The organism is Vibrio rotiferianus CAIM 577 = LMG 21460, from assembly GCF_002741985.1.
GTDB lineage: Bacteria > Pseudomonadota > Gammaproteobacteria > Enterobacterales > Vibrionaceae > Vibrio > Vibrio rotiferianus.
Genome location: NZ_APHW01000029.1, coordinates 1 through 24,883 on the forward strand (window position 1 = coordinate 1; position 24,883 = coordinate 24,883).

22 protein-coding genes, 1 rRNA gene and 3 pseudogenes are annotated in these 24,883 nt (G+C 44.7%); 4 read left to right on the forward strand and 22 right to left on the reverse strand.

Going from position 1 to position 24,883, the window contains the following annotated elements:
• From B853_RS13415 to dusA, 8 genes and pseudogenes are all read right to left on the reverse strand, one after another.
• Positions 1–342 (reverse strand): 16S ribosomal RNA (locus B853_RS13415); the annotation flags it as partial.
• A 575-nt stretch (positions 343–917) separates the two neighbouring features.
• On the reverse strand, positions 918–1,697 hold the full coding sequence (locus tag B853_RS13425) for a phosphoadenylyl-sulfate reductase (protein ID WP_010443866.1): 780 nt from the start codon (positions 1,695–1,697) through the stop codon (positions 918–920).
• The gene (gene cysI, locus B853_RS13430; protein WP_038885623.1) at positions 1,690–3,426 is read right to left on the reverse strand and encodes an assimilatory sulfite reductase (NADPH) hemoprotein subunit; all 1,737 of its coding nucleotides are present in this window, start codon (positions 3,424–3,426) and stop codon (positions 1,690–1,692) included. Before cysI ends, B853_RS13425 begins: the two co-directional genes overlap by 8 nt.
• Positions 3,426–5,282 carry an assimilatory sulfite reductase (NADPH) flavoprotein subunit gene (locus B853_RS13435; protein ID WP_038885622.1) on the reverse strand — a complete coding sequence of 619 codons (1,857 nt, stop codon included), beginning with the start codon at positions 5,280–5,282 and terminating at the stop codon, positions 3,426–3,428. The genes cysI and B853_RS13435 overlap by 1 nt, the downstream gene beginning before the upstream one ends.
• Before the next feature lie 116 nt (positions 5,283–5,398).
• Entirely contained in the window at positions 5,399–5,629 is a 231-nt protein-coding gene (locus B853_RS13440) for a hypothetical protein (RefSeq protein WP_010443872.1), read from the reverse strand.
• A gap of 150 nt (positions 5,630–5,779) precedes the next feature.
• Positions 5,780–6,450, reverse strand: a pseudogene (locus B853_RS13445) (TIGR04219 family outer membrane beta-barrel protein).
• A 99-nt stretch (positions 6,451–6,549) separates the two neighbouring features.
• Positions 6,550–6,765, reverse strand: coding sequence for an envelope stress response protein PspG (gene pspG, locus B853_RS13450; protein ID WP_010443877.1), 216 nt, complete (start codon positions 6,763–6,765; stop codon positions 6,550–6,552).
• 163 nt (positions 6,766–6,928) lie between these two features.
• Positions 6,929–7,909: a tRNA dihydrouridine(20/20a) synthase DusA gene (gene dusA, locus B853_RS13455; protein ID WP_038885625.1), complete on the reverse strand. Its 981-nt coding sequence runs from the start codon at positions 7,907–7,909 to the stop codon at positions 6,929–6,931.
• Between the two features lie 279 nt (positions 7,910–8,188).
• Here dusA and zur point away from each other — a divergent pair, with 279 nt between their 5' ends.
• Together zur and B853_RS13465 are read left to right on the forward strand one after the other, a co-directional pair.
• A complete protein-coding gene (gene zur / locus B853_RS13460) occupies positions 8,189–8,647 on the forward strand; it encodes a zinc uptake transcriptional repressor Zur (RefSeq protein WP_010443880.1) in 459 nt (152 codons plus the stop codon).
• Between the two features lie 17 nt (positions 8,648–8,664).
• Positions 8,665–9,126, forward strand: a complete 462-nt coding sequence (locus tag B853_RS13465; protein ID WP_010443881.1) for a chemotaxis protein CheX — start codon at positions 8,665–8,667, stop codon at positions 9,124–9,126.
• A 100-nt stretch (positions 9,127–9,226) separates the two neighbouring features.
• On the opposite strand, the gene pgi is transcribed toward B853_RS13465, so the two are convergent.
• Positions 9,227–10,879, reverse strand: coding sequence for a glucose-6-phosphate isomerase (gene pgi, locus B853_RS13470; RefSeq protein ID WP_033007639.1), 1,653 nt, complete (start codon positions 10,877–10,879; stop codon positions 9,227–9,229).
• Between the two features lie 306 nt (positions 10,880–11,185).
• Here pgi and B853_RS13475 point away from each other — a divergent pair, with 306 nt between their 5' ends.
• Positions 11,186–11,605, forward strand: coding sequence for a secondary thiamine-phosphate synthase enzyme YjbQ (locus B853_RS13475; protein ID WP_021017969.1), 420 nt, complete (start codon positions 11,186–11,188; stop codon positions 11,603–11,605).
• A 51-nt stretch (positions 11,606–11,656) separates the two neighbouring features.
• On the opposite strand, the gene B853_RS13480 is transcribed toward B853_RS13475, so the two are convergent.
• The 3 genes and pseudogenes from B853_RS13480 to B853_RS13490 all read right to left on the reverse strand — a co-directional run bounded on the left by B853_RS13480 (position 11,657) and on the right by B853_RS13490 (position 15,346).
• Positions 11,657–12,853 carry a BamA/TamA family outer membrane protein gene (locus B853_RS13480; protein WP_038885617.1) on the reverse strand — a complete coding sequence of 399 codons (1,197 nt, stop codon included), beginning with the start codon at positions 12,851–12,853 and terminating at the stop codon, positions 11,657–11,659.
• A gap of 3 nt (positions 12,854–12,856) precedes the next feature.
• On the reverse strand, positions 12,857–13,933 hold the full coding sequence (alr, locus tag B853_RS13485) for an alanine racemase (protein ID WP_088881582.1): 1,077 nt from the start codon (positions 13,931–13,933) through the stop codon (positions 12,857–12,859).
• 13 nt (positions 13,934–13,946) lie between these two features.
• A pseudogene (locus tag B853_RS13490) lies at positions 13,947–15,346 on the reverse strand (replicative DNA helicase).
• 209 nt (positions 15,347–15,555) lie between these two features.
• Between B853_RS13490 and B853_RS13495 the strand changes: the two are divergent.
• A complete protein-coding gene (locus B853_RS13495) occupies positions 15,556–16,320 on the forward strand; it encodes a DUF481 domain-containing protein (RefSeq protein ID WP_038885616.1) in 765 nt (254 codons plus the stop codon).
• Between the two features lie 85 nt (positions 16,321–16,405).
• Here the strand turns inward: B853_RS13495 and rplI are convergent, their stop codons facing one another.
• The 10 genes and pseudogenes from rplI to B853_RS13545 all read right to left on the reverse strand — a co-directional run bounded on the left by rplI (position 16,406) and on the right by B853_RS13545 (position 24,850).
• Positions 16,406–16,858, reverse strand: coding sequence for a 50S ribosomal protein L9 (gene rplI, locus B853_RS13500; RefSeq protein ID WP_010443888.1), 453 nt, complete (start codon positions 16,856–16,858; stop codon positions 16,406–16,408).
• A gap of 32 nt (positions 16,859–16,890) precedes the next feature.
• Positions 16,891–17,118, reverse strand: coding sequence for a 30S ribosomal protein S18 (gene rpsR / locus B853_RS13505; RefSeq protein WP_000090472.1), 228 nt, complete (start codon positions 17,116–17,118; stop codon positions 16,891–16,893).
• 16 nt (positions 17,119–17,134) lie between these two features.
• A complete protein-coding gene (gene priB / locus B853_RS13510) occupies positions 17,135–17,437 on the reverse strand; it encodes a primosomal replication protein N (RefSeq protein WP_010443889.1) in 303 nt (100 codons plus the stop codon).
• 8 nt (positions 17,438–17,445) lie between these two features.
• Complete coding sequence (rpsF, locus tag B853_RS13515; RefSeq protein WP_010443890.1) at positions 17,446–17,835, reverse strand: 30S ribosomal protein S6; 390 nt, start codon at positions 17,833–17,835, stop codon at positions 17,446–17,448.
• A gap of 256 nt (positions 17,836–18,091) precedes the next feature.
• Positions 18,092–18,763 (reverse strand): ribulose-phosphate 3-epimerase, encoded by a 672-nt coding sequence (rpe, locus tag B853_RS13520; RefSeq protein WP_038885615.1) that lies wholly within the window; start codon positions 18,761–18,763, stop codon positions 18,092–18,094.
• A 99-nt stretch (positions 18,764–18,862) separates the two neighbouring features.
• Positions 18,863–19,702: a Dam family site-specific DNA-(adenine-N6)-methyltransferase gene (locus tag B853_RS13525; protein ID WP_010443897.1), complete on the reverse strand. Its 840-nt coding sequence runs from the start codon at positions 19,700–19,702 to the stop codon at positions 18,863–18,865.
• Between the two features lie 69 nt (positions 19,703–19,771).
• On the reverse strand, positions 19,772–21,292 hold the full coding sequence (locus B853_RS13530) for an AAA family ATPase (RefSeq protein WP_038885611.1): 1,521 nt from the start codon (positions 21,290–21,292) through the stop codon (positions 19,772–19,774).
• A 51-nt stretch (positions 21,293–21,343) separates the two neighbouring features.
• Positions 21,344–22,444 (reverse strand): 3-dehydroquinate synthase, encoded by a 1,101-nt coding sequence (gene aroB, locus B853_RS13535; RefSeq protein ID WP_010443901.1) that lies wholly within the window; start codon positions 22,442–22,444, stop codon positions 21,344–21,346.
• Positions 22,445–22,475: 31 nt separating this feature from the next.
• A complete protein-coding gene (gene aroK / locus B853_RS13540) occupies positions 22,476–22,994 on the reverse strand; it encodes a shikimate kinase AroK (protein ID WP_010443904.1) in 519 nt (172 codons plus the stop codon).
• Positions 22,995–23,183: 189 nt separating this feature from the next.
• Positions 23,184–24,850 (reverse strand): annotated as a pseudogene (locus B853_RS13545) (type IV pilus secretin PilQ).
• Positions 24,851–24,883 lie beyond the last annotated feature (33 nt).

The window sequence follows — 24,883 nt, forward strand, 5'->3', positions numbered from 1 at the left end:
ACCGTGTCTCAGTTCCAGTGTGCTGATCATCCTCTCAGACCAGCTAGGGATCGTCGCCTTGGTGAGCCATTACCTCACCAACTAGCTAATCCCACCTAGGCATATCCTGACGCGAGAGGCCCGAAGGTCCCCCTCTTTGGCCCGTAGGCATTATGCGGTATTAGCCATCGTTTCCAATGGTTATCCCCCACATCAGGGCAATTTCCTAGGCATTACTCACCCGTCCGCCGCTCGACGCCGTTATCGTTCCCCGAAGGTTCAGATAACTCGTTTCCGCTCGACTTGCATGTGTTAGGCCTGCCGCCAGCGTTCAATCTGAGCCATGATCAAACTCTTCAATTTAAGATTTTGTTCGGCTCAATGAATACTGAACATTACATAAGTAATGTTTGAATTGACTGTGCTGAGTCTTTCGACTCAATGGTCACTTCGTATCATTGAAACCTAATTTGAAACCGAAGTTTCTAATTGGATTATCATCAACGAGTGCCCACACAGATTGATAGGTTCTTATTTTTAAAGAGCTACTCTTCTTTGTGACTCACATCACTTCGGAAGAGGCGGCCATTCTAGCGAGATAATTTTTTGTGTCAAACACTTTCTCAAATTATTTCGTTTTTCTTTTTGACCTTGCCGACTTTGCTTTGAACCCTTGTGAGCTCTGCCCTGTCGACAAGGAGGCATTATAGAGATCGCGCTCACATTGGCAAGCGTTATTTTGCAAAAATTGCAAAAATAATAGTTAAACGCTGAGTTTTCGATCAAAGCCTTATTTATCCAACTTTACCCAAAGAAGGCAAACAACTTATCCACAGAGTTATCCTTTTGAACCTAATATTTACTCTTATAAATAAAGAAAAGCTGCTTTACAGCAGCTTCTTTTAGTTAACTCAAACTCAACTTTAACCAACTGACCACTAGATACCGGAGCCGTCTTGCTCAGTTCCATCATCCTCATGTAATCCACACTCACGTTTTAAGCCAAAGAAACGGGTTTCCTCTTCAGACATGCCCGGCTCCCACTTTTTAGTCGTATGGGTATCACCTACCGAAAGGTAACCTTGCTCCCAAAGAGGGTGATAACTTAAACCGTGTTCTTCTAGATAATAGTGCACATCTTTATTTGTCCAGTCGATCACGGGCAAGAACTTAAACACACCATTTTGAATCGATAAGATAGGCAGACCTGCTCGAGATTTACTTTGCTCTCGGCGTAATCCAGAAAACCAAGTACCAACGTTTTGCTCACGCAGAGCACGTCGCATCGGTTCGACCTTGTTTATCTTGTTGTACTTCTCGATTCCCTCGATACCTTGTTCCCAAAGTTTCCCATAACGCGCTTCCTGCCAATGGGCACTTTCTATCGCTCGGTATACTTTAAGGTTGAGGTTTAGTTGCGCCTTTAACTGATCAATAAAATGATAGGTCTCTGCGAATAGATATCCGGTATCCGTTAGGATGATCGGAATATCCGGCTTTTGTTGTGTCACAAGATGAAGCATCACTGCAGCTTGGATACCGAAACTGGATGAGACTGCGAACTCCCCTTCCAAATTCTCCAATGCCCACTTTACTCTCTCTTGCGCCGAAAGCTGTTCGAGCTCGACATTGATTTGAGCAAGACGGAGGATTTGCTCCGTCTTTGTTAATGTCAGTAACTCTGCTAGCTCCGGCTTGGAGGCTACAGAATCAAGCATGGAAGTCCCTCTTTGATACGAACACTTCTTGAATAATTCCAGCTCGAATAGTGAAATCGCCAAATGCTTCGCCTTCTTCACGCTCAACAGCCCAACGAGCCACCAGCTGATCAATCTCTTCTAAGATTTGCTTATCCGTAATGTTCTCTTTATACATCTTCGGTACTCTTGTACCGCCGCGATTACCACCTAGGTGTAAGTTGTAACGACCCGGCGCTTTACCGACTAAGCCGATTTCTGCCAGCATTGCTCGTCCACAACCATTTGGACACCCTGTGACACGAAGAATGATGTTGTCTTCTTCAGGTAGACCATGCTTTTCTAAAATGTCTTCAACATCGGTAACAAACTGAGGAAGGAAGCGCTCGGCTTCTGCCATTGCTAATGGACAAGTTGGGAATGCCACACACGCCATCGAGTTCTTACGTTGTTCACTTACGCCGTCATCCATTAAGCCATGCTCACGAGCAATCTTCTCGATCTTCGCTTTTTGGTTTTTTGGTACACCAGCAACAATCAGGTTTTGGTTTGCCGTCATGCGGAAATCGCCTTTGTGGATTTTGGCAATTTCAGCGACCCCTTTCTTAAGTGGCTTACCCGGGAAATCCAACAAACGACCGTTTTCGATAAATAGCGCTAAATGATGCTTACCATCTATCCCTTCAACCCAACCAATACGGTCACCACGTTCTGTGAATTCGTAAGGACGGCTTTGCTCAAACTTAACACCGGCACGTTTTTCTACTTCCGCTTTAAACACATCACTACCGACACGATCTAATGTGTATTTGGTTTTTGCATTCTTACGGTTAGAACGATTACCCCAATCACGTTGAGTTGTTACTACAGCAGCAGCAACGTCAAGAGTTTTCTCTAATGGGATAAAGCCAAAGTCATCTGCTCTACGTGGATAAGTTGATGTATCGCCATGCGTCATGGCTAGACCGCCACCAACGAGTACGTTAAAACCAACCAGCTTGCCGTTATCTGCAATCGCGACGAAGTTAAGATCGTTAGCGTGTACGTCTACGTCATTTTGCGGAGGGATAACCACTGTGGTTTTAAACTTACGTGGCAAATAGTTCTTACCTAGAATCGGTTCGTCTTCTTCAGTACTTTCTACTTTTTCACCGTCTAACCAAATCTCTGCATAAGCGCGTGTCTTCGGTAATAGATGCTCACTGATCTTCTTCGCCCATTCGTAAGCTTCTTGGTGCAGTTCTGACTCGACAGGGTTAGTGGTACACAACACGTTACGGTTAACATCACCCGCAGTTGCAATCGAATCAATACCAATGCTGTTTAGCGTTTGGTGCATCAACTTGATATTTGGCTTTAGCACGCCATGGAACTGGAACGTTTGACGGGTAGTAAGACGAATACTTCCATATAAAGAGTGCTCAGTTGCAAACTTATCTATTGCCAACCATTGTTTTGGCGTAATAATGCCTCCCGGCATACGTGCTCTAAGCATTACGTTATGTAGTGGCTCTAACTTTTGCTTGGCACGCTCGTTACGGATATCGCGATCATCTTGCTGATACATACCGTGGAAACGAATCAATTGGAAGTTGTCTGCAGTAAAGCCACCAGTAATACGGTCTTGCAGGTCTTGCTCAATCGTTCCACGTAGTAAATTACTTTCTCTTTTAAGGCGCTCGTTATCCGAGAGTGGGCCAAGCACCTCACCTAATACTTCTTGGCTGTTTGATTGTTGATTCGCGCTCATTAGTACACATCCCTTTGGTAACGTTTCGCTTTACGTAGATCGTTGATAAATGCTTCTGCTTCTTCACGAGATAGCTTGCCTTGTTGCTCGGCTACAAATACCAGCGCATCATGAACATCTTTTGCCATACGAGTGGCATCACCACATACATAGATATAGGCACCATCTTGAATCCACTGCCAAACTTGTTCAGCATTTTCTAGGATGCGATGTTGAACATAAACCTTCTCTGCCTGGTCACGGCTAAACGCGACATCAAGGCGAGTCAGCAAACCTGACTTGAGGTACTTTTGCCATTCCACTTGGTAAAGGAAATCTTGAGTAAAGGTACGGTCACCAAAGAACAACCAATTCTTGCCTTCCGCGTCACGGTTATCACGCTCTTGAATAAAGCTGCGGAAAGGCGCAATACCAGTACCAGGACCAACCATGATAATTGGTGTGTTGTCATCTTGTGGCAGTTTGAAGTTATTGTTGTGCTCAACGAACACTTTCACTTCGCCGCCTTCTTCTAGACGTTGAGAGAGGAAACTCGATGCGCCGCCGTAGCGCTTCTCATCACCTTTGTCGTATTCAACTAATCCGACAGTTAGATGAACTTCTTCATCCACTTCCGTTTGACTTGAAGCGATAGAATATAGACGAGGTGTCAATCGACGAAGTAAACCAACCAACTCTTCTGCACTTAGCTTGGTCTTCTTCTCCGCAAGCACATCTACGACTTGATTGTTTGATGCGTACTCACGAAGTTTGTCTTTATCTTCCACTAGCTTTTGTAGTTTCTTACTACCAGATAGCTCTGCAAATTTGGTGACAAACTGAGGGTTTGATGCGGTGATCTCGTATTTGCTGACCAATGCACTGTGAATAGAAAGGCTTTCACCATCCACTTCAACACTCTCGACACCAGAAAGACCGACTTTCCCTAAAATGGTATTAGCAAGTTCAGAGCTATTATCGAACCACACGCCTAGGGCATCACCCGGTTGGTAAGTCAGGCCCGACTCTTCTATATCAATCTCTACATGACGCACGTCTTTACCTGAATCACGCCCCGTAATTTTCTGGCTGGTCAGTAGTGTGGCTGTATATGGATTTTGCTTGTTGTAAGCAGAATGCCCTGGAGCGGCTTGACCGACGGGTAGTTGAACCACTTCTGCTTCATTACCTGAAGAAAGGGCTTCTTTTACTTGTTCAAGCGCTTGCTTACGCCATTCTGCTGCCGGTGCTTCATAATCCACATCACAATCAATACGGTCGATGAAGGCAGTTGCGCCGAGCTTAGATAAGTAAGTATCAAAGTCTTTACCCGTTTGGCAGAAAAACTCGTAACTAGAATCACCCAGAGCAATTACGGCGTATTGCAGATTTGGTAACTTCGGGGCTTTCTTAGATTGAAGGAACTCATGCAGTTCAATGGCATTATCCGGCGCTTCACCCTCACCATTGGTCGACGCTACGATGATCACATGGGTTTCTTTAGCAAGGTTCTTGCCTTTGTAATCGCTGGCGTCAAATAGCTCAACAGCAATGCCTTCAGCTTTAGCTTCTTGCTCTAGAGCCTCAGCAACGCCTTTTGCGTTACCAGTTTGAGAAGCAAAAATGATGCTTAGCTTTCCTGCTGGTTTTGCCGCCACCGCTGCTGCCGCTTGAGCAATTGGGTTTGCAGCCGCTGCGCTTGGTTGGTTTTGAGCTAGCCCCCAGAAGTACCCACTGACCCATGCGAGTTGTTGTGAAGACAACTCAGAGACAGTTTGCTGGAGTGCGTTAAATTGTTGGTCATTGATCGGGCTTGCGATTGGCGGGTTACCACTCTGCCCTTTATTTTCTTCCGATACATTCTTTTGAAAAGACATTGTCACGACATCCCTATTCATTGCGTGACGATAGATTAACCAACCTCCTTAATAACAAGAAAGAATAGAAGTGAATGTTTTATAACTTTTTGGAAGTATGAAAGCGAAACCAAGATTCAACGATCTTCAATTCGAACTTGCTGAAAGCCGACAGCCATGGCTGACTTTGAAGCCGTATCGAGATCATCGTAGAGGCATTCTTCTCCATGACTGTCCGTGAGACAAACGAAACCTCCACGCGCATGGCGAAACTCAACAACCCATCCGCCTTCTTGAATTGAAGGTTCGATAATGGCTTCTACCAGCTGGTTGTCACGAAATAGATGTCGTAATTCATTTATTGTCATCGCAATCCCTGCTCCAACTTTTATACATTGCTCTTAGATAAGCATGGTCGAAGTCTGAAACTTGGGCGAGAAATTCGATTTAATATAATGAAGTGATATAAAAAAACGCCGCTTATAAAGCGACGTTTTAAAGAATTGAGTAGTATCGAGTTAGAAGGAGTATTCTGCAGATACAAAGAACCCGTTTGCAAAGATGAACTCTTTGCCTAAGCTCGATAAGAATTGTTCCGACTCTAAATCAATCACACGGTACCCCCCCCACGAAAAGCCAGTTGAGACTCTTGGAAAGGAATTCGGTATTGCATACCAGCCATCAGATCAGTGCTTTTAATGCCTTTGCTATCACCAAAGTTCATTTCACCAATTACATCAAAATTAGTATTTGGTACCGTTATTTCCGCATAGCCATACCAAGCCCAAATCAGCTCATCAAAATCTTCAGTACGAGCATTAGTGCCTGCATCCACGTATTTCGTGTCACTCAAATTACTAAAGGTAAGACCTGCATCAAAATGAAGCAAATCATGTTCAAGAACTTGGTAGTAAAGCGTAAGGTCTAGCTTGTCGAGGCCCATATAATCCGCATCAACGCTTGAGTAACGAAGGCGCGCGTTTGGTACATATTTTACATCATGCTCAATCGCTGCATAAAAAGTACCGGTTGCACTGCTATCTCTTCTAACCTCATTAACTTTAGTATCTGCCGCCCAGACTTCTGCTCCTACCTTAGCAGTAAAAGAAGACTCTTCTGCAAAACAAGGGTAAGACGTTGCCAGCGATAGGGATACTGTCGCTAAAGCGATGGTCGCTTTATATGTCATGTGATTTTTACTCCGAGATAGCTGATTTCAACATTAAGGGGCGTGCCGGAATAATATCATATTCTCGCAGCCCCCCATCAACTAAATATCCATAACAACTTACTTATAACGAGGTTGGGCAACGCAATTTTTAAAAAACCAAATACCTAACGCAATAACAATTAACCACGGTAATAACTTCAGTACTACGCCGACCATACCCAGCAAGAACATCACCACTAGAGCAATTCCCGTCGCGGCAAATACTGTGACCATGGTAATCCCTGTTACCAGCAAAGTTGCCGTGAAAACTAAAATAAAGATGAGTTCCAACATAATCACTTCTCCTTTGTTTTAGTTTAACTAGAGCAGGTTCTGTACCAACTTATGAAAAACGAACTAAACCAATGATCTATAGACAAAAATAAAGCCAGAGGCATTTCTACACTCTGGCTTTACTATTTGTTAGTTGGCAATTTTCACCAACCACTGGTGAAATTTACACGTTCAACTCTTTAGGAATCTTAGCAAGTGCGTCTTGTAGCACTTCTAGACCTGAACCAGGTTTATGCGCGTTTTCACTGATGTGACGACGCCATTGACGAGCACCTGGCATGTTTTGGAATAGACCCAACATATGACGCGAGATATGACCTAGGTAAGCACCTTTTGCCAATTGTGCTTCGATGTACGGGTACATCTCTTCGACAATTTCACTACGCTTTTTCACTGGAGCAGTTGAACCAAATAGCTCTTGATCAACAGACGCTAGCAAGTAAGGGCTTTGGTAGGCTTCACGACCGATCATTACACCATCTAGGTGTTGTAGATGCTCTTTTGCTTCTTCTAGTGACTTCACGCCACCATTGATAGCAATAGTCAGATGCGAAAAGTCTTGCTTCAATTGATATGCCCGTGGGTAATCCAATGGTGGGATTTCACGGTTTTCTTTCGGGCTCAAACCACTCAGCCACGCTTTGCGCGCATGAATAGTAAATTGCTCACAGCCACCTTTTTCAGACACAATCGAAACGAAGTCTGTTAGGAACTCATAAGAGTCTTGATCGTCGATACCAATACGTGTTTTTACTGTTACGGGAATATCCACAACAGATTTCATCGCTGCTACGCAGTCTGCTACCAACTGAGGCTCTGCCATTAGGCATGCACCAAAGCGACCGTTTTGCACACGATCAGATGGACAACCTACGTTAAGGTTGATTTCATCATAACCACGCTCTTGGGCTAACTTGGCACACGTCGCCAAATCTACCGGGTTAGAACCACCAAGCTGAAGGGCTAACGGATGCTCTTCTTCGTTATAAGCTAGGAAATCCCCTTTTCCATGAATGATTGCACCTGTCGTTACCATTTCGGTATACAACAAGGTTTCTTTGGTCATCAAGCGATGGAAATAACGGCAATGACGATCCGTCCAATCAAGCATTGGTGCTACCGAAAGCCTGCAAGAATGAGTCATGATAAAGACACCCATATACGTATTAATTAAGGGAGCGTGATTAGCGCTCAAAATTCAAGTCGGCTATTGTATACCTATTGGGCTTTGGGATGCGAGTCTCGTTGACAATTTCAGTCAATAGGAAACACGCATAAAGTGTGTGTTCCTGCACTAATTCATCATTTGAGCCCTACGCAATTTGCTTTATGTCATGATTTTCGTTTTGATAGCAGGTAAAATTAAGAATTTCTAAACCAAGTTCCAATAGAAATGGTTTATCATTAGGCTAGTCCAATAGTTATGGTGAAGGATTTGGACCCAACAATCATTGAACAAATTGAAGGAATATGTGCGGCCAGAGGAGTACGATTAACTCCACAGCGTCGACGCGTTTTTGAGCTTATTTGTTCTAATCGCCGCGCCTCTAGTGCGTATGAGCTATTGGAGCAACTAAAGGAGAGCGAACCTCAAGCCAAGCCTCCTACAGTATATCGGGCTTTAGATTTTCTGTTGGAACAAGGTTTCATTCATAGAGTCGAGTCTACCAATAGTTTCATCACTTGTTGCTCTTGCAACACCGATCAGCACTATTTCCAATTGCTAATTTGCGATAAATGTGGCGACGTCGTTGAACTTGAAGATGAGACACTGATATCCTTGTTAGCCAATAACGCAGAGAAGCATGGCTTTCGAGTTACTAATCAGGTAATCGAAACGCATGGTACATGCCAGACATGTTCCTCCGAAATGAAAGAATAAGTATATAGAAGAACGTTATGCGCGCTGAATTTGTAAACCCGTTTTTAGCTTCATTAATGAATGTACTAAAAACGATGGCTTCCTTGGAGCTGAAGCCTCAAAAACCCCGTATCAAGAAGGACGAAATTGCACGTGGCGATGTTTCTGGCTTGATCGGTATGGTTGGAGCTCAAACTAGAGGTTCAATGTCGATTACTTTTGACGAAGCTCTAGCGCTAGAAATCATGCAAAACATGTTGGGCGAACGCCCAAATGGATTGAACGAAGAAGTTACGGATATGGTCGGTGAAATCACTAATATGGTGACTGGCGGCGCAAAACGTATTCTGGCTGAAAGTGGGTTTGATTTTGATATGGCAACCCCAGTTGTAGTATCCGGTAAGGGTCACACCATTCGTCACAAGTGTGAAGGCTCAATCATTATCATGCCTTTCTCTTCACAGTGGGGAAATGCCTTCATTGAGATTTGCTTTGAATAATTGAGAAGAAATAGGTTGGTCCGTGCCAACCTATTTTGTTTCTGCCTCAAGCAATAAAAAAGGTCAGCATTTGCTGACCTTTTGTTTTTCTATTCAAACATTAAGCCTTGAACGCTTTAAATGCATTGATTAGACCGTTTGTCGAACTATCGTGTGAGTTGATTTCAGACTCATCAGCTAGCTCAGGTAGGATTTGGTTTGCTAGTTGTTTGCCTAGCTCAACACCCCATTGGTCGAAGCTGAAGATGTTCCAGATAACGCCTTGAACGAAGATTTTGTGCTCGTACATTGCGATCAGGTTACCTAGCGTGCGAGGTGTGATTTGCTTAACTAGGATAGAGTTCGTTGGGCGGTTACCTTCAAATACTTTGAACGGTACTAGAGACGCCATTTCTTCTTCGCTCTTACCTGCTTTCGCAAATTCTGCCTTCACAGTTTCTGCTGACTTACCAAATGCCAATGCTTCTGTTTGTGCAAAGAAGTTAGACATCAGTTTTTGGTGGTGGTCGCTTGCTGGGTTGTGGCTGATTGCAGGTGCAATGAAGTCACATGGGATCAGCTTAGTGCCTTGGTGAATCAGCTGGTAGAACGCGTGCTGACCGTTAGTGCCCGGTTCACCCCAGATGATAGGACCGGTTTGGTAAGTCACTGCGTTACCTTCACGGTCAACGTACTTACCGTTAGATTCCATGTTACCTTGCTGGAAGTACGCCGCGAAACGGTGCATGTACTGGTCGTAAGGTAGGATTGCTTCAGACTCAGCACCATGGAAGTTGTTGTACCAAATACCGATCAAAGCAAGAATCACTGGGATGTTACTTTCTAGATCTGTCGATACGAAGTGGTTATCCATCTCATGAGCACCGTCTAGAAGCTCAATGAAGTTGTCGTAACCTACAGACAAAGCAATTGAAAGACCGATTGCTGACCATAGTGAGTAACGACCACCAACCCAGTCCCAGAACTCAAACATGTTGTCTGTGTCGATACCAAACTCAGATACTGCAGGAGCGTTAGTAGAAAGCGCTGCGAAGTGCTTAGCAACGTGTGCTTGATCACCAGCTGTCTCAAGGAACCAATCACGAGCAGAGTGCGCGTTAGTCATGGTTTCTTGAGTCGTGAACGTCTTAGACGCGATCAAGAATAGCGTTGTCTCTGGGTCTACTTTCTTCAAAGTCTCAACGATGTGAGTACCATCAACGTTAGAAACGAAGTGTAGGTTCAGGTGGTTTTTGTATGGTGCCAATGCTTCAGTCACCATGTAAGGACCAAGGTCTGAGCCGCCGATACCGATGTTTACGATATCTGTGATTGCTTTACCTGTGTAACCTTTCCACTCACCGCCGATTACACGCTCAGTAAATGATTTAATTTTCTCAAGAACAGCGTTTACCGCTGGCATTACGTCTTCGCCGCCAACCATTACAGGTTTGTTCGAACGGTTACGCAGTGCAGTGTGAAGAACAGCGCGATCTTCTGTTTTGTTGATCGCTTCACCACTGAACATCGCTTCAATTGCTGACTTAAGCTCAGTCTCGTTAGCAAGAGCGAAAAGGTGCTTCAGAGTTTCCTCGTTGATTAGGTTCTTTGAGTAATCGACTAGGATGTCTGAGCCGAAGCGTGCAGAGTATTTGTCGAAACGCGCAGCGTCTTGAGCAAACAGCTCTTTCAGATCCATATCTTGTGCAGATTCGAAATGCGCAGTTAGCGCTTTCCAAGCTTGTGTTTGCGTTGGATTGATATTTTTCAACATGGTCTTTATCCCGATGTTACAGTAGGTTCCATTCCTTACAGTCTAGCGAAAACTGCGGAATCCCCGATTTAGCAAATAGAATATAAATGAGATGTTTGGGCAAATTGCCACAAAACAAGTCTTTGTAATTTTTTTTCAGTCGCCAATTATGACTGAGTGCCCTTACACTCACATTGAGTTAGGTCACGTTCCCTGTTTCGAATTTAAACAATTCATTTATGACGTTGGGAATCATATCATTTACTAATGACAGGCTCTAATTGGATTAGGATAGACGCCAAACCAAATTTTTCCAAAGGAACGCATATGTGGGCACAAAAAACTCTGCAATTAAAAGCACGTAGTCGAGGCTTTCATCTGATCACTGATGAAATTGAACAACAATTACCACAAATCCAATCGCTTTCAGTAGGTTTGTTACATTTATTCATTCAGCATACGTCAGCCAGTTTGACCTTAAATGAAAATGCCGACCCGACTGTGCGTATGGATATGGAAGCTCACTTCAATAAGTTTGTGCCTGAGCGTGCGCCTTATTATCAACACACCTATGAAGGTGATGATGATATGCCAGCTCATATTAAAGCGTCTTTACTTGGCAGCAGTGTGACAATTCCTATTCAAAATGGGCAATTAGCGCTGGGAACATGGCAGGGAATTTACTTAGGCGAGCACCGTGATTACGGTGGCAGCCGACGCATTATTGCCACCATCAACGGCGAATAACGCTGATAAAACAAAGGCTAACCACAGGGTTAGCCTTTGTTTTATATCGATTTAGAACGGTTGATTTATCATGACTCGGAAGGTGCCCTCGTCAGCACCTTTTGCCATCTCGGCACGAACTACAATCCCTTCAACTTGGAAGCGCACAGCGCCACCGACGTTCCACTTCATGTCTTCATGCAATGTCTTGAGGTCATAATTGTCCGCGACTCGCCCTACTTCGACAAATGCCACCCATTGCCACCAAGGTAAGTCGTAGTAGTTGATAAGAGGAATATCATCGAGTGGCTGCCAGTCTGGCAATACGCGGTATTCCGCAGAATAATGAATCGCACTGCGCCCATGATAACGACCTGCCGTATAACCACGCAGACGATACAAACCACCTAAGCGCACTTGTTCTTGCTCAGGTGGTCGACTACATACTGTACCATCACACTGATTCCATGTCGGTGTATCTGCTGTATAGAAATCGAATGCCAGAACTTGCTGATCAAACCAATCGCCCAACGGACCCAACGAGTAATACTGACTGTTTTGGAACTCCCACTTCAACCATAGATCTTCTGACTGTAAGCTCTCCGCTCCCGTAGTTAAGTCAAACGAGGTATGGGAGCCTCGCGTGGTATTACGCACACTGTCGCGGTTATCCCAGTCAAATGTCAGGCTAAAACCTGTCGCTTCTTCTTTCTTATCGTTGTAGATGTCTAACTCACGAGAAGAATAAAACGGCGTGAAGATAATTGAGCTGACACCGGACTCAACTGGAGAAGCAAAACTTACATCGCGAATCGGTTGGAATGCACCAAGTAACCCGTGTTCACGAACGTTGCCCCAAGGAAGCAGGAACTTGAACTCCAGCTTGTAGTTCTCTTCATCCCCATTGGTTATGGTTTTGTCTTCCGTTGAGGAGCCGTTTGAGCCTTGATCGCCTAAGTAATATGGATTGTCGTTAAAGCGCGCTTGATACATCTGCGTGCTAAACAAAAGGTTTGATGACAAAGCGTAATTGAAAGCCGAAAGAAAACCGACGTAGCTGTCTTTCTCAGAATACAGCCCCATACCAAACAGCGCGGCTTGTGGCTGACCAACGCCTTTTGCTACACCAGCTAGACCGATGGTGCTACCTAAGGTTTCGGTACTGAAATAAAAAGGAACGAATGCAGAGTCTTTTTCTTTCGCGACACTTTGGTGGGATAAAAAAAGGCTGGCAGAAAATGCCAGCACTAAACATACTTGGTTCTTCATGGGCTACTTCGTGTATTCCATTTCAACGCGAGAAGTCAGCTTAGTCACAAGCTCATAAGCAATGGTGCCTATGTGGCTTGCTACCTCTTCCACCGGTAAGTCCTTACCCCATAGAATCGCTTCATCGCTCACTTTATCCGTCGCATCGGGCCCTAAATCGACCGTCAACATATCCATAGATACGCGCCCAGCGATTGGCACTTTACGTCCGTTAACTAGAACTGGCGTACCATTTGGTGCCGTTCGCGGATAACCATCGCCGTAACCAACCGCAATAACACCTACTTTGGTGTCTCGCTCGCTAGTCCACATACCACCATAACCGACGCTTTCACCTTTCTTCACTTCGCGTACTGCGATCAGGTGCGACTTGAGCGTCATGACTGGTCGATAGCCCATGTCTTGCGCTGTTCGGTGATTAAATGGTGAAACACCATACATAATGATCCCAGGACGAACCCAATCAAGTTGGCTCTGTGGCCATGCAAGCAAACCTGCCGATGCCGCTAAAGAGCGCTCGCCCTGACAGCCAGCGGTCAGTGACATAAATAACTCAATTTGTTCTGTGGTGATGTTACTCTCTAGTTCATCTGCACAACCAAAGTGACTCATGTAACGCAGCGGCTTTGCTACATTGGGACAAGAATTTAGTCGACTAAGAAACTCATCATATTGCTCTGGGCGTACACCCAGTCGGTGCATACCACTGTCGATTTTTAACCACACGACGACAGGTGTCTCAAGCTCAGCTTGCTCAAGAGCCGCAAGTTGTTCCTCACAATGAACAACCGTTTGAATGTTGTTGGTCACCAAAACGGGCAGATCACCCGAGGAGTAGAAACCTTCGAGAAGAAGAATGGGTTTCACTACTCCGCATGCGCGAAGTTGAAGCGCTTCCTCGATTCGAGCTACACCAAATGCATCAGCGTGGGTGGCATGCTTAGCTACATGACGAAGCCCATGACCATAGCCATTCGCCTTCACCACCGCCATCACTTTGCTTTCTGGCGCTTGTTCTTTTACGCGTTGTAAGTTGTGTTGCAGTGCTGACAAGTCAATACATGCCATCGCGGCTTTCATATAGCTCATGGTATTACTCATCATCAATATCAAATGCTGGGCCCGCGTAGTTATCGAAGCGCGAGTGTTGACCTTGGAAGGTTAAGCGAACCGAGCCGATGGGGCCGTTACGTTGCTTACCAAGAATAATTTCTGCCGTACCTTGTACGGGCTATCTGGGTTATAAACCTCGTCACGGTAAATGAACATGATCAAGTCGGCATCCTGCTCGATAGAGCCCGATTCACGCAAATCTGAGTTAACTGGGCGTTTATCGGCACGCTGCTCTAGGGAACGGTTTAGCTGCGATAGTGCAACAACTGGTACGTTCAATTCTTTCGCCAATGCTTTCAAAGAGCGCGAAATTTCCGCGATCTCCAAAGTACGGTTATCAGAGAGAGCAGGAACACGCATTAGTTGAAGGTAGTCGACCATGATCATCGATAGGCCACCATGCTCACGAGCTACACGACGAGCACGGGAACGTACTTCTGTTGGTGTTAGACCAGAGCTGTCATCGATGTACATGTTTTTCTTCTGCATCAGGATACCCATGGTAGAAGAAATACGAGCCCAATCTTCATCATCAAGCTGACCAGTACGGATCTTGGTTTGGTCAACGCGAGATAGGGACGCAAGCATACGCATCATCAACTGTTCGGCAGGCATCTCTAGCGAGAAGATAAGTACCGGTTTGTCTTGGTCCATCGCCGCGTTTTCACACAGGTTCATCGCAAAAGTGGTTTTACCCATCGATGGACGTGCCGCTACAATGACCAAGTCAGAACCTTGCAGACCTGCGGTTTTCTTATTGAGATCATTAAAACCAGTGTTCACACCGGTCACGCCATCTTGAGGTGTTTTATAAAGCAACTCGATACGCTCAAGCGTTTTTTCGAGAATGTTATCAACGTTTTGCGGACCTTCATTTTCACTGGTTCGAGACTCTGCGATAGCGAAAACTTTACTCTCCGCCATATCGATCAAATCTTCAGAGCTTCTGCCTTGTGGATCATAACCAGCGTCTGCGATTTCATTCGCCACACCAATTAAACCACGAACAATGGCACGTTCAGCGACAATATCCGCATAGGCATTAATGTTTGCGGCACTTGGCGTGTTTTTGGCAAGGTCTGCTAGGTATGCAAAACCACCAACATCATCGAGCTGCTCATGACGTTCCAGGTGCTCTGACAAAGTAATCAGATCAAGTGGTTTCCCTGCTTCGAGAATGGTCTTAACACCTTCAAAGATCAGACGATGAGGGCGACTGTAGAAATCACTACTAACAACACGTTCAGCAACGGTGTCCCAGCGTTCGTTGTCTAGTAATAGACCACCAATTACTGATTGCTCGGCTTCTAGTGAGTGAGGTGGGACTTTGATTGCGTCGACCTGACTATCCGAAGGTTTGCGATTTCTATTTTCCGCCATGACTTTGCTCGATAACTACTAATGACCCGAGATTATAACCTTAAACCTAACCAAGATGCTTCCCTGATGAGACAATTAGTTGTCAGGAATTCAACTCACCAATAGGTATTGAATTTCGTTTGGGTCTAATAAAAATTAACCGACCATTGACCAAGCACACTATATGTATCAGTATCATTCCCCTCCTTTTCTCAACATCCGAGGTATTTGTGTCACGATACTGGTTACTTAGCTTTGGCTTGCTTTGTGCAGGTACAGCGTATGCCGAAGAATCAGTACAAACAGAGCAAACCGTCAAAGCTCCTGCTCCACTGAAAACGGAGGTCGAGTTCGGCTATCAAGCTCACACAGGTAACACGGATTCACGCTCCTTGAATGCTCGCCTGAGCACAGAGTACACCGCCGGACGGCACCGTTCGAATGGAGAATGGAAGTTCTATAATCTGTATAAAGATGGCGAAGAAGATAAGCGCTCCTCGACTTACAGCGCTCAAACCGACTATAAGTTAGGCCCTAAGACATATTTCTACGGCAGCTTTAAAGGCGTTGATTCTCGCTACAGTGCTTATTTCAAAGATTACACACTTTCTGGCGGTTTAGGTTATCAGTTCTCTTATACTGAACAATTTGTATTAGAGGTTGAGGTGGGGCCAGGCTTCCGTTATCAAGAACCTAACTTAGATGAAATTGATGACGATGACATTATCTTTCCTGACATAGTTCAAGAAGGCATCTTCCGAGGCAACATTAACACCTCATGGCAAGTACTCGACAACCTGAGTTTTTCAGCTGATGTCACGTTAGTAGCAGGTAAAAGCAACACCCGAGTTGATAGTGACTTAAGTATCACCAATGACATCACTGAAGATATTGCATTAAAGCTTACTCACTCCCGTCAATATCACGATAAAGTGCCAGATGGATTGGAAAAGGCTGACAGTGTCTTTTCAGTAAATCTGCTGTTTCTGTTCTAGAAACGGACTTCCTTCTTCGCAAATTTCAGACATAAAAAAAGCACCTCATAAGAGGTGCTTTTTAGCATTTCGTCTTGGTACTGAATTACTCAGCAGCAACAACTTGTACGTTCGCAGTAGCGAAAACTTCTGAGTGAAGTTGAACGCTGATCTCGAACTCACCAGTGTTACGTAGAGCACCTTCAGGAAGGCGAACTTCGCTCTTAGCAACTTCAACGCCTGCAGCTGTGATAGCGTCAGCGATGTCACGAGTACCGATAGAACCGAATAGTTTGCCTTCGTCACCAGCTTTAGATGCGATAACAACAGCTTCTAGAGCGTTAACTTTCTCAGCACGTGCTTCTGCAGCAGCTAGTTGCTCAGCAACTTTAGCTTCTAGTTCAGCGCGACGAGCTTCGAACATTTCAACGTTACCTTTAGTAGCCATAACTGCTTTACCTTGAGGGATAAGGAAGTTACGAGCGTAGCCAGATTTAACGTTTACAGTATCGCCAAGACCACCTAGGTTACCGATTTTATCAAGTAGAATAACTTGCATTGCTTAATCCTCTTTCTTAATAAAACGACCGATTACTGATGCTTGTCAGTGTACGGTAGTAGAGCTAGGTAGCGTGAACGCTTGATAGCGCGAGCTAGTTGACGTTGGTATTTAGCGCTTGTACCAGTGATACGGCTAGGAACGATTTTACCAGCTTCAGTGATGTAGTTTTTAAGAGTTGCTACGTCTTTGTAATCAATCTCTTGTACGCCTTCTGCAGTGAAACGGCAGAATTTACGACGACGGAAGAAACGAGCCATGGGCTATCTCCTGATCTTAAATTTGAGTAATGTTGTCGGCGTGTAACACTAATTTCCCAACGCCATTTCGGCCGGTTTGGTAAGCAACAAAACCACTTACCTTAATGTTACTGCCTTGTACTAAATTCTGAGTTAATGCTTGCGACCTAAGCCCACTGACAACTACCGGCATTCGACAATAAACTTGTCGTGGTAGGTCAGCTTCGATGATAGTAGAACGATGCTCTACCCAAAACCGACAGTGTTCAATGCCACTAGGGCTTTTACTACGAATGGGCGGCTTGGCAATGGTGCCACTCAGCTCCATTCGATTGGTCATAAGAAATATTACTCAGCAGCTGCTTCTGGCTTAGCTTCAGCACGCTCTTCGCGACGAGGAGCACGCTCTGCACGCTCTTCTTTCTGCTTAAGCATGATAGATTGCTCAGTGATAGCCGCTTTAGTACGCATGATCATGTTACGTAGAACTGCATCGTTGAAACGGAAAGCAGTTTCTAGCTCATCGATTACAGCTTGGTCAGCTTCAACGTTCATTAGAACGTAGTGAGCTTTGTGAAGCTTGTTGATTGGGTAAGCCAGTTGACGACGGCCCCAGTCTTCTAGACGGTGGATTTTACCGCCAGCTTCAGTGATTGAACCAGTGTAACGCTCGATCATGCCAGCAACTTGCTCGCTTTGATCAGGGTGCACCATGAATACGATTTCGTAATGACGCATTGGTTGCTCCTTACGGATTATTAGCTTCCACGATTGGCTCGGTCGTCCAGAGGAAGCAAGGAACTAAAGAAAATTGACCGAGTTTTAAGGAGCACGAATAGTACAGAAAGGAAGCAAAATAGGCAAGTGATTATTTGCACACCTCGCTCGATATTTTTGCTTAGCTCACGCCAGAAATAATAAAGGCTACCAACAAAGTGGCAGCCTTTTAAATCATCACGTTACAACGCTTGCTTTAAAGCTAATCTGTCAGCGCTTATTTGACGTCTGCAAGCTCTGCGCGCATTTTGTCGATCACCTGTTTGTAATCCGGCTCGCTGAAAATAGCCGAGCCAGCAACAAACATATCTGCGCCCGCTTCTGCAATTTCACGAATGTTATCAACTTTCACACCACCATCGATTTCTAGACGAATATCACGACCAGATTCGTCAATCATCTTGCGCACTGCTCGTAGTTTATCTAACGTATGAGGGATAAATGATTGCCCACCAAAACCAGGGTTTACTGACATCAGTAGAATCAAGTCAACTTTGTCCATGATGAACTCAAGATGCGCAAGCGGTGTTGCTGGGTTAAGTACTACACCCGCTTTACAGCCGTGCTCTTTGATAAGCTGGAGAGTACGGTCTACATGCTCAGATGCTTCAATGTGGAAAGTGATCATCGACGCGCCAGCTTTTGCGAAATCAGGGATGATACGATCAACAGGCTTCACCATTAGATGAACATCGATTGGGGCAGTAATGCCGTAATCACGTAGTGCTTTACACACTGGCGCACCAAAAGTCAGGTTTGGTACATAGTGGTTATCCATAACGTCGAAGTGCACCACATCCGCACCAGCTGCGAGTACTTTCTCTACGTCTTCACCTAGACGAGCAAAATCAGCCGATAAAATGGATGGTGCAATTAGAAAATCTTTCATACCTGACCTCAGTAGTGGCGAGCAAACAGCAAATAATTTGCGCGCAATTCTACCGAAGCCAGTGGGGAGATCCACTATTTAGATGCAATAGTGTGAGAATTAAGAGTCAGATTTATCTGCGTCTGACGCACGGAATAGAGCAAGCAGCTCGTCAACTTTATTGCGACCACTGCCGTTACGGCTGATAGTACGCTTCACTTTTACCACGTTCAGTTCTGCACCATGGTATAGGCGACGCGTTAACTTCGTGTCGTGGTTAGAGATCAGAACTGGAATACCTCGTTCAGTTGCCGCTTTCTCCGCAATGTCTGCCAACGCAGCTTGATCATCAAGCGTAAAGCCATTTCCTGCATAAGAGGTAAAGTTTGCAGTGTTAGATAGCGGTGCGTAAGGCGGGTCGCAGTAAACCACACTGCCCTTACGTGCTCGGCTGAATGTTTCTGGGTAACCTTCGCAAACAAAAGTCGCTTTCTTCGCTTTTTCAGCAAAGAATTCCATCTCTGCTTCTGGGAAGTACGGCTTCTTGTAAGAACCAAATGGCACGTTGAAGCCACCTTTCTTGTTGTAACGGCACAGCCCATTAAAACCAAAACGGTTCATGTATAGGAACGCTAGAGAACGGTACATGACGTCGTCCGTTTTATTAAACTCAGCGCGAATGCTCAGGTAGGCTTCTTTGCGGTTGTTCTCTGCAACAAACCAACGCTTCGCTTCTGAGATGTACTCTTCAGGACGCTCTTTCAGCAAGTTGTAGAGATTAATCAAATCTGGATTGATGTCCGCCAGTAGATATTGGTCGTAATCAGTATTAAGAAACACCGAACCAGCCCCAACAAAAGGTTCAACTAGCTTTCGAGCCGGTGGCAAATGGCGTTGGATGTCTTCAACCAGACCGTATTTTCCTCCTGCCCATTTCAGAAAGGCTCGTTGCTTTTTCATCTACTGCTCTATCTATCGACCAAAAATTAAGGCTGCGGAATGTAACATATTTTTCAGCGAAGCTCAGGATTATTTCACACGCTCTATCTCACGCTGAACTTGTCTTAACGATTTTGCCCAAGGACTCAGCGCTTTGAGTGAAGATGGTAAACTATCTACCGCATCTCTAGCCTGCTGAATGGTTGGGTAATCTTGATAAGTAATGATGTACCAATCAGTATTATTTCTCACTGTTGGGTAGATTCTTACTTTGCCGTTAAGTTGGTAATCATCTAAAAAAGATTGCACATCTTCTAAAGATGTCATCGCCGCTAACTGCAAGGTATACGCTCTCGGAGAGAGAGTCTTCAACTCCTCTTTAGCAAAAGAGAACTGAACAATCGGCGGTGAAGAAGCATCTGATTCAGGAATCGCCGCTTCCTCTGTAGCTTCAGGTCGAATCACCTCAATCAATGCTGAGCTTGCAACACTGGGCGTTTCGCTTTGAATCGAGGTCGGCTCTACAACTTGCTTTATTTCTGTTGTATCTACCGTATCAGTCTTACCTTCAAGCAATGCATCGACGACATCTGACTCAATAACTACTCGCTGCTGAGTATCTTCATTACCAACGCTAGCCACCTCTTCGACAATGGCTGGCGGCAGGGCATCCGAATCATCTTGAGCACCTGAAATATCCAAAGAGGGATCTACACTGTGATCTAACGGTGTTAAGTTTTCCGTTTTTTTAGCCTCTTTATCACTAGGCTCCGATAACGTCGGTATTGCCGTCTGTTCCAAAGAGCCTGCTATTTGCTGAGCTTTATCATCGGGAGTCGGCTGATTGAGCATCCACCAGTATCCACCAGCAGCAAGAAGCAATAATGCTAATACGACAATAGCAATTTTAATTGGTGAGCCAACTATAGAGCGGATAATAATCCTTTTTTCCACTTTTAAATCTCCTAACGCCATAATGTCACCAGGGATTGGACTGACTGTTTTAAAAGCAGCCCGTGTACGCTTTTCATTGTCATCATCAACATAGCGCATTACTAATGACTCAAAAAACTGCCTTGCTTCCATTTCAGACAGCATATCAACTTCGAGCTCAACGGGTTTAAGTTCTTGCCCGTAACTCACCCGTTGCAAAACGTTTTCTAAACGACCAAGCTGAGAAAATAGTATGACATTGATTTTCCAATTTGGATTTGCCTGAGCCGCTAATACAAGCATCCACAGCTCAGAAATAAGTGCTTCACTTAACAGGTGGGCGTCATCGACCACTATCGCAATGTCACACGACTCGCTATCTAGAATTCGCTCCATACTATCTAGCAAACTATCTTGCTGATTAAAAAGCGCATCACTCACAATTTGACTTAAAATCTGCATACGACGCTGGGTATCATCCTGGTTGGGATGACACAGCAATAAGCACTGATTCTTATTCATTGCACCAACTTCAAGATATCGTTGGGCTAGCCATGACTTTCCGAATCCAATATCACCATTAACTACAATAAGGTTAGAGCTAAAGTTGCTCAACATAGCGAGGCGATGCAATAAATCTGTTTGAGAGTCTAATTCTAAAATATGAGCTGCACTCATTCGTTAACCCTAATAATGCATCAATGACGCCTTAAGGCGTCACTGTTTAGGTTAAATATCGCGACCGAAGTCGATAGCTTGTTTGATTATGTCTTGCGATGTGTCCGCAATGACTTCTGCACTGCCAATGCCAGTTGGCAGAACTAAACGCAGCTGACCGGATAAGACTTTCTTATCTCGCATCATGTGTGTCATGAAGTCATCAAAGCTCATGGTATCTGGCGTATGCACTGGTAGTTTTGCTCGACGCATAATGGTAATAATGCGATCCAGCTGTTGCTGCGTAATTAAGCCACGTAGATGCGACGCCTTCGCTGCCATAACCGTACCAGAAGATACCGCTTCACCATGCAACCAGTTACCGTAACCCAATTCAGCTTCAATCGCGTGACCAAAGGTATGACCTAAGTTCAACAACGCTCGAATGCCCGATTCTTTCTCATCTTGAGCTACAACTTCTGCTTTGATTTCACAACAACGTGCGATGGCATAAGTCAGTGCTTCTTCATCCAATGCATATAGACGGTCAAGGTTCTCTTCTAACCAGTCGAAGAAAGCGCCATCGTAAATAATGCCGTACTTGATCACCTCAGCAATACCCGCTGCAAACTCACGCTCTGGGAGCGTCGATAGGCAATTGGTATCGATGATAACCGCTTTAGGTTGGTAAAAAGCACCAATCATGTTTTTACCAAGCGGATGGTTCACTGCCGTTTTACCGCCAACCGACGAGTCCACTTGAGACAATAATGTGGTTGGAATCTGGATGAAATCAACACCGCGTTGGTAGCATGCCGAGGCAAAGCCAACGAGGTCGCCAATCACACCACCACCTAGCGCAATAATCACTACGTCACGAGCATAGCTTCCTTCTAGCAGGAAGTTCATGACTTGATTAAATGTGTCTAAGCTTTTGTATTGCTCACCATCAGGTAATTCAAGCAATGAGGCATCACAACCAAGCTGTTTTAGCTGGCTAAGGATTTTGTCCGCGTACAGAGGAGCAACCGTGACATTACTGATCACGACGACTTTCTGATTGGCATTTTTGTTTGAAAGAATTTGAGAAAGGTACGCCGGGTCTTCAAATAACCCGGCGCCAATTGAGATTGGGTAGCTACGCTCTGCTAGATTGACCGTAATCCGTTCCATCGGTGTGCTCCAATTTGAAAAAGATAAATGCTTATCTCTCTTCTAGCATTTTTACGATCTGGTTGGCTACCACTTTTGCACTCTGATCGTCAGTACGAACTGTGTAATCCGCTACTTCTTCGTATAGAGGGTTACGTTCGCCTGCCAAACTTTCCAATACTTCACGAGGGTTGTCAGTTTGAAGTAAAGGACGCTTCTTGTCGCGGTTTGTGCGAGCAAGTTGCTTTTCAATAGTTGTTTCTAGGTAAACAACAACACCACGTGCTGAAAGACGGTTGCGGTTTTCTTTGCTCTTTACAGAGCCACCGCCCGTTGCTAGCACGATGCCTTGCTCTTGAGTTAGGTCTTCAAGTACAGCTTCTTCGCGTTTGCGGAAGCCTTCTTCACCTTCAACATCAAAAACCCAAGCGATATCTGCACCCGTGCGTTCTTCGATCACTGTATCAGAGTCCACAAACTCCATATGCAGTTGCTGTGCTAGGTGTCTACCAATTGTACTTTTGCCGGCGCCCATTGGGCCAACAAGGAAAATATTACGTTTCTCAGCCATATTTAGCGGTAATTTACAACGTTAATTCAATAAGATCGCCACAAGAAAACACAGCTAAACCGCTGTTATACAAGGCTTGTGGCACCAATTCCTCACAGATAATTCGTGATAAGACCCGAAATTATCCAAGCATGGTGCCTCTAATGCAACTTTATTTTTGATCTGATCGCCTTTTTATCTGTGAATCTATCACTGAATTACTACCTTAGGCGTAACAAAGATCAACAGCTCACTCTTACCTACATCTTCATAAGTACGGCGAAATAGAGCGCCCAACAAAGGTAAATCTCCAAGCAGCGGAACTTTGTCAATTGTATTACTGACACTATGTTGGAAAATGCCGCCTAAAACAACGGTTTCACCATTATTTACTAACACTTGCGTGCCGATTCGCTGTGTATCAATCGCGACCGCTTCTCCAGTCCCAGTTTTAACAACTTTACCAGGTCTATCCTGGGTCACGCTGAGATCAAGAACTAAGCGGTTATCGGGCGTTATCTGGGGGGGGTAACTTTTAGACTCAATACTGCTTTTTTAAAAGTAATGGTCGTTGCACCACTGGAGGAAGCCTCTAAGTAAGGAATTTCTGTACCTTGCTCGATATAGGCAGGCTTTTTGTTTGTCGTTACCAAACGCGGACTTGAGATGATTTCAGCCTTAGATTCTTGCTGTAGAGCTGAAAGCTCCAAATCCAGTAGAGTGTCAGAGCCCAATTTAGCGACTTGAAAAGCGATGCTGCTTGCATTTGTCGATGCAGCTGCCAAATTGACATTCAGAAAGTCATCAATTCCAACTGTGCTTCCATCCTCAGCATTACCACCTTCGTCGTATAAGCCAATCGCAGCCAAGTTATTCTCAATTGAACCACCAACCATGTTATTACCATTAATAGAAGTGAAGCCCCAGCGAACACCTAATTCATCTAGGTTCCCCTCTTTCACGGTCACAATTCTGGCCTCTATCTGAACTTGCTTAACAGGAATATCAAGAGACTCAACAATCTCACGTATTACTGCGATATTTTCTGGTAGTTCACGGATAAGTAGAGAGTTTGTACGTTCATCAATGGTCATACTGCCACGGACAGACAGCATGCTAATATTCCCTTCACCATTGATCATTTGAGCAATATCTGAAGCTTTAGCAAAATTAACTTTGATTATTTCTGAAGAAAGCTCTCCTATTTCTTCTTCTAATTTCAACTTCTCCAATTGCTGCTTTTCACGTAAGTCCAGTTCTTCTTTTGGTGCGACTAGAATAACGTTGCCATCAACGCGTTTATCTAGCCCCTTAACCTGCAGAATAATATCTAGTACCTGCTGCCATGGCACACCATCCAAGCGTAACGTTAAGTTCCCCTCAACAGAATCCGAGACCACCAAGTTGAAATCGTTGTAGTCAGCGATCAACTGCAAGACATTTCTTACCGGTATATCTTGAAAGTTAATAGAGATGAGCTTGCCTTCCTTCTCAAGGATACTTTTATCTGGCACCTTTTCATTCGGTTTTAAGCGTGCAACTTTTACTTCGAGATATCTCCCCGTAAGCCTGTAATCATGTGTATAGTCACCTTCAATGTGCGCCAACAATCTAGTTGTTGCTGCATCTCTAAAAACTTCTACGCTATCCACTGCGGTAGAGAAATCCTTAACATCGAGCAAGTAAAGCTGGTTGTCTTCAACAGAAGTATTCAACAAATCAATACTAAGCCCTTCTTGAACTCTTTTGACATCTACAATCGCTGCAGGTGAAGCGAGTTCAACAATAATGACCGCTTCTTTATCTTTGTTAGTCCTGAAATCAATACTTTTCAATGCATTGGATGACGACTCTTCCGCCCAAACAAAAGGAGCCATTAACAACAAACTCCATAACCACAAGAGTTCAAA

Coding starts and splice junctions, on each gene's coding strand:
- pgi (WP_033007639.1), bottom strand. CDS start 10,879: ATGTTGAAAAATATCAATCCAACGCAAACACAAGCTTGGAAAGCGCTA.
- aroB (WP_010443901.1), bottom strand. CDS start 22,444: ATGGAACGGATTACGGTCAATCTAGCAGAGCGTAGCTACCCAATCTCA.
- B853_RS13425 (WP_010443866.1), bottom strand. CDS start 1,697: ATGCTTGATTCTGTAGCCTCCAAGCCGGAGCTAGCAGAGTTACTGACA.
- rpsR (WP_000090472.1), bottom strand. CDS start 17,118: ATGGCTCGTTTCTTCCGTCGTCGTAAATTCTGCCGTTTCACTGCAGAA.
- aroK (WP_010443904.1), bottom strand. CDS start 22,994: ATGGCTGAGAAACGTAATATTTTCCTTGTTGGCCCAATGGGCGCCGGC.
- rpsF (WP_010443890.1), bottom strand. CDS start 17,835: ATGCGTCATTACGAAATCGTATTCATGGTGCACCCTGATCAAAGCGAG.
- alr (WP_088881582.1), bottom strand. CDS start 13,933: ATGAAAGCCGCGATGGCATGTATTGACTTGTCAGCACTGCAACACAAC.
- B853_RS13440 (WP_010443872.1), bottom strand. CDS start 5,629: ATGACAATAAATGAATTACGACATCTATTTCGTGACAACCAGCTGGTA.
- B853_RS13530 (WP_038885611.1), bottom strand. CDS start 21,292: ATGAGTGCAGCTCATATTTTAGAATTAGACTCTCAAACAGATTTATTG.
- B853_RS13465 (WP_010443881.1), top strand. CDS start 8,665: ATGCGCGCTGAATTTGTAAACCCGTTTTTAGCTTCATTAATGAATGTA.
- rplI (WP_010443888.1), bottom strand. CDS start 16,858: ATGCAAGTTATTCTACTTGATAAAATCGGTAACCTAGGTGGTCTTGGC.
- dusA (WP_038885625.1), bottom strand. CDS start 7,909: ATGACTCATTCTTGCAGGCTTTCGGTAGCACCAATGCTTGATTGGACG.
- pspG (WP_010443877.1), bottom strand. CDS start 6,765: ATGTTGGAACTCATCTTTATTTTAGTTTTCACGGCAACTTTGCTGGTA.
- B853_RS13480 (WP_038885617.1), bottom strand. CDS start 12,853: ATGAAGAACCAAGTATGTTTAGTGCTGGCATTTTCTGCCAGCCTTTTT.
- B853_RS13475 (WP_021017969.1), top strand. CDS start 11,186: ATGTGGGCACAAAAAACTCTGCAATTAAAAGCACGTAGTCGAGGCTTT.
- rpe (WP_038885615.1), bottom strand. CDS start 18,763: ATGAAAGATTTTCTAATTGCACCATCCATTTTATCGGCTGATTTTGCT.
- B853_RS13435 (WP_038885622.1), bottom strand. CDS start 5,282: ATGTCTTTTCAAAAGAATGTATCGGAAGAAAATAAAGGGCAGAGTGGT.
- priB (WP_010443889.1), bottom strand. CDS start 17,437: ATGACCAATCGAATGGAGCTGAGTGGCACCATTGCCAAGCCGCCCATT.
- B853_RS13525 (WP_010443897.1), bottom strand. CDS start 19,702: ATGAAAAAGCAACGAGCCTTTCTGAAATGGGCAGGAGGAAAATACGGT.
- zur (WP_010443880.1), top strand. CDS start 8,189: ATGGTGAAGGATTTGGACCCAACAATCATTGAACAAATTGAAGGAATA.
- cysI (WP_038885623.1), bottom strand. CDS start 3,426: ATGAGCGCGAATCAACAATCAAACAGCCAAGAAGTATTAGGTGAGGTG.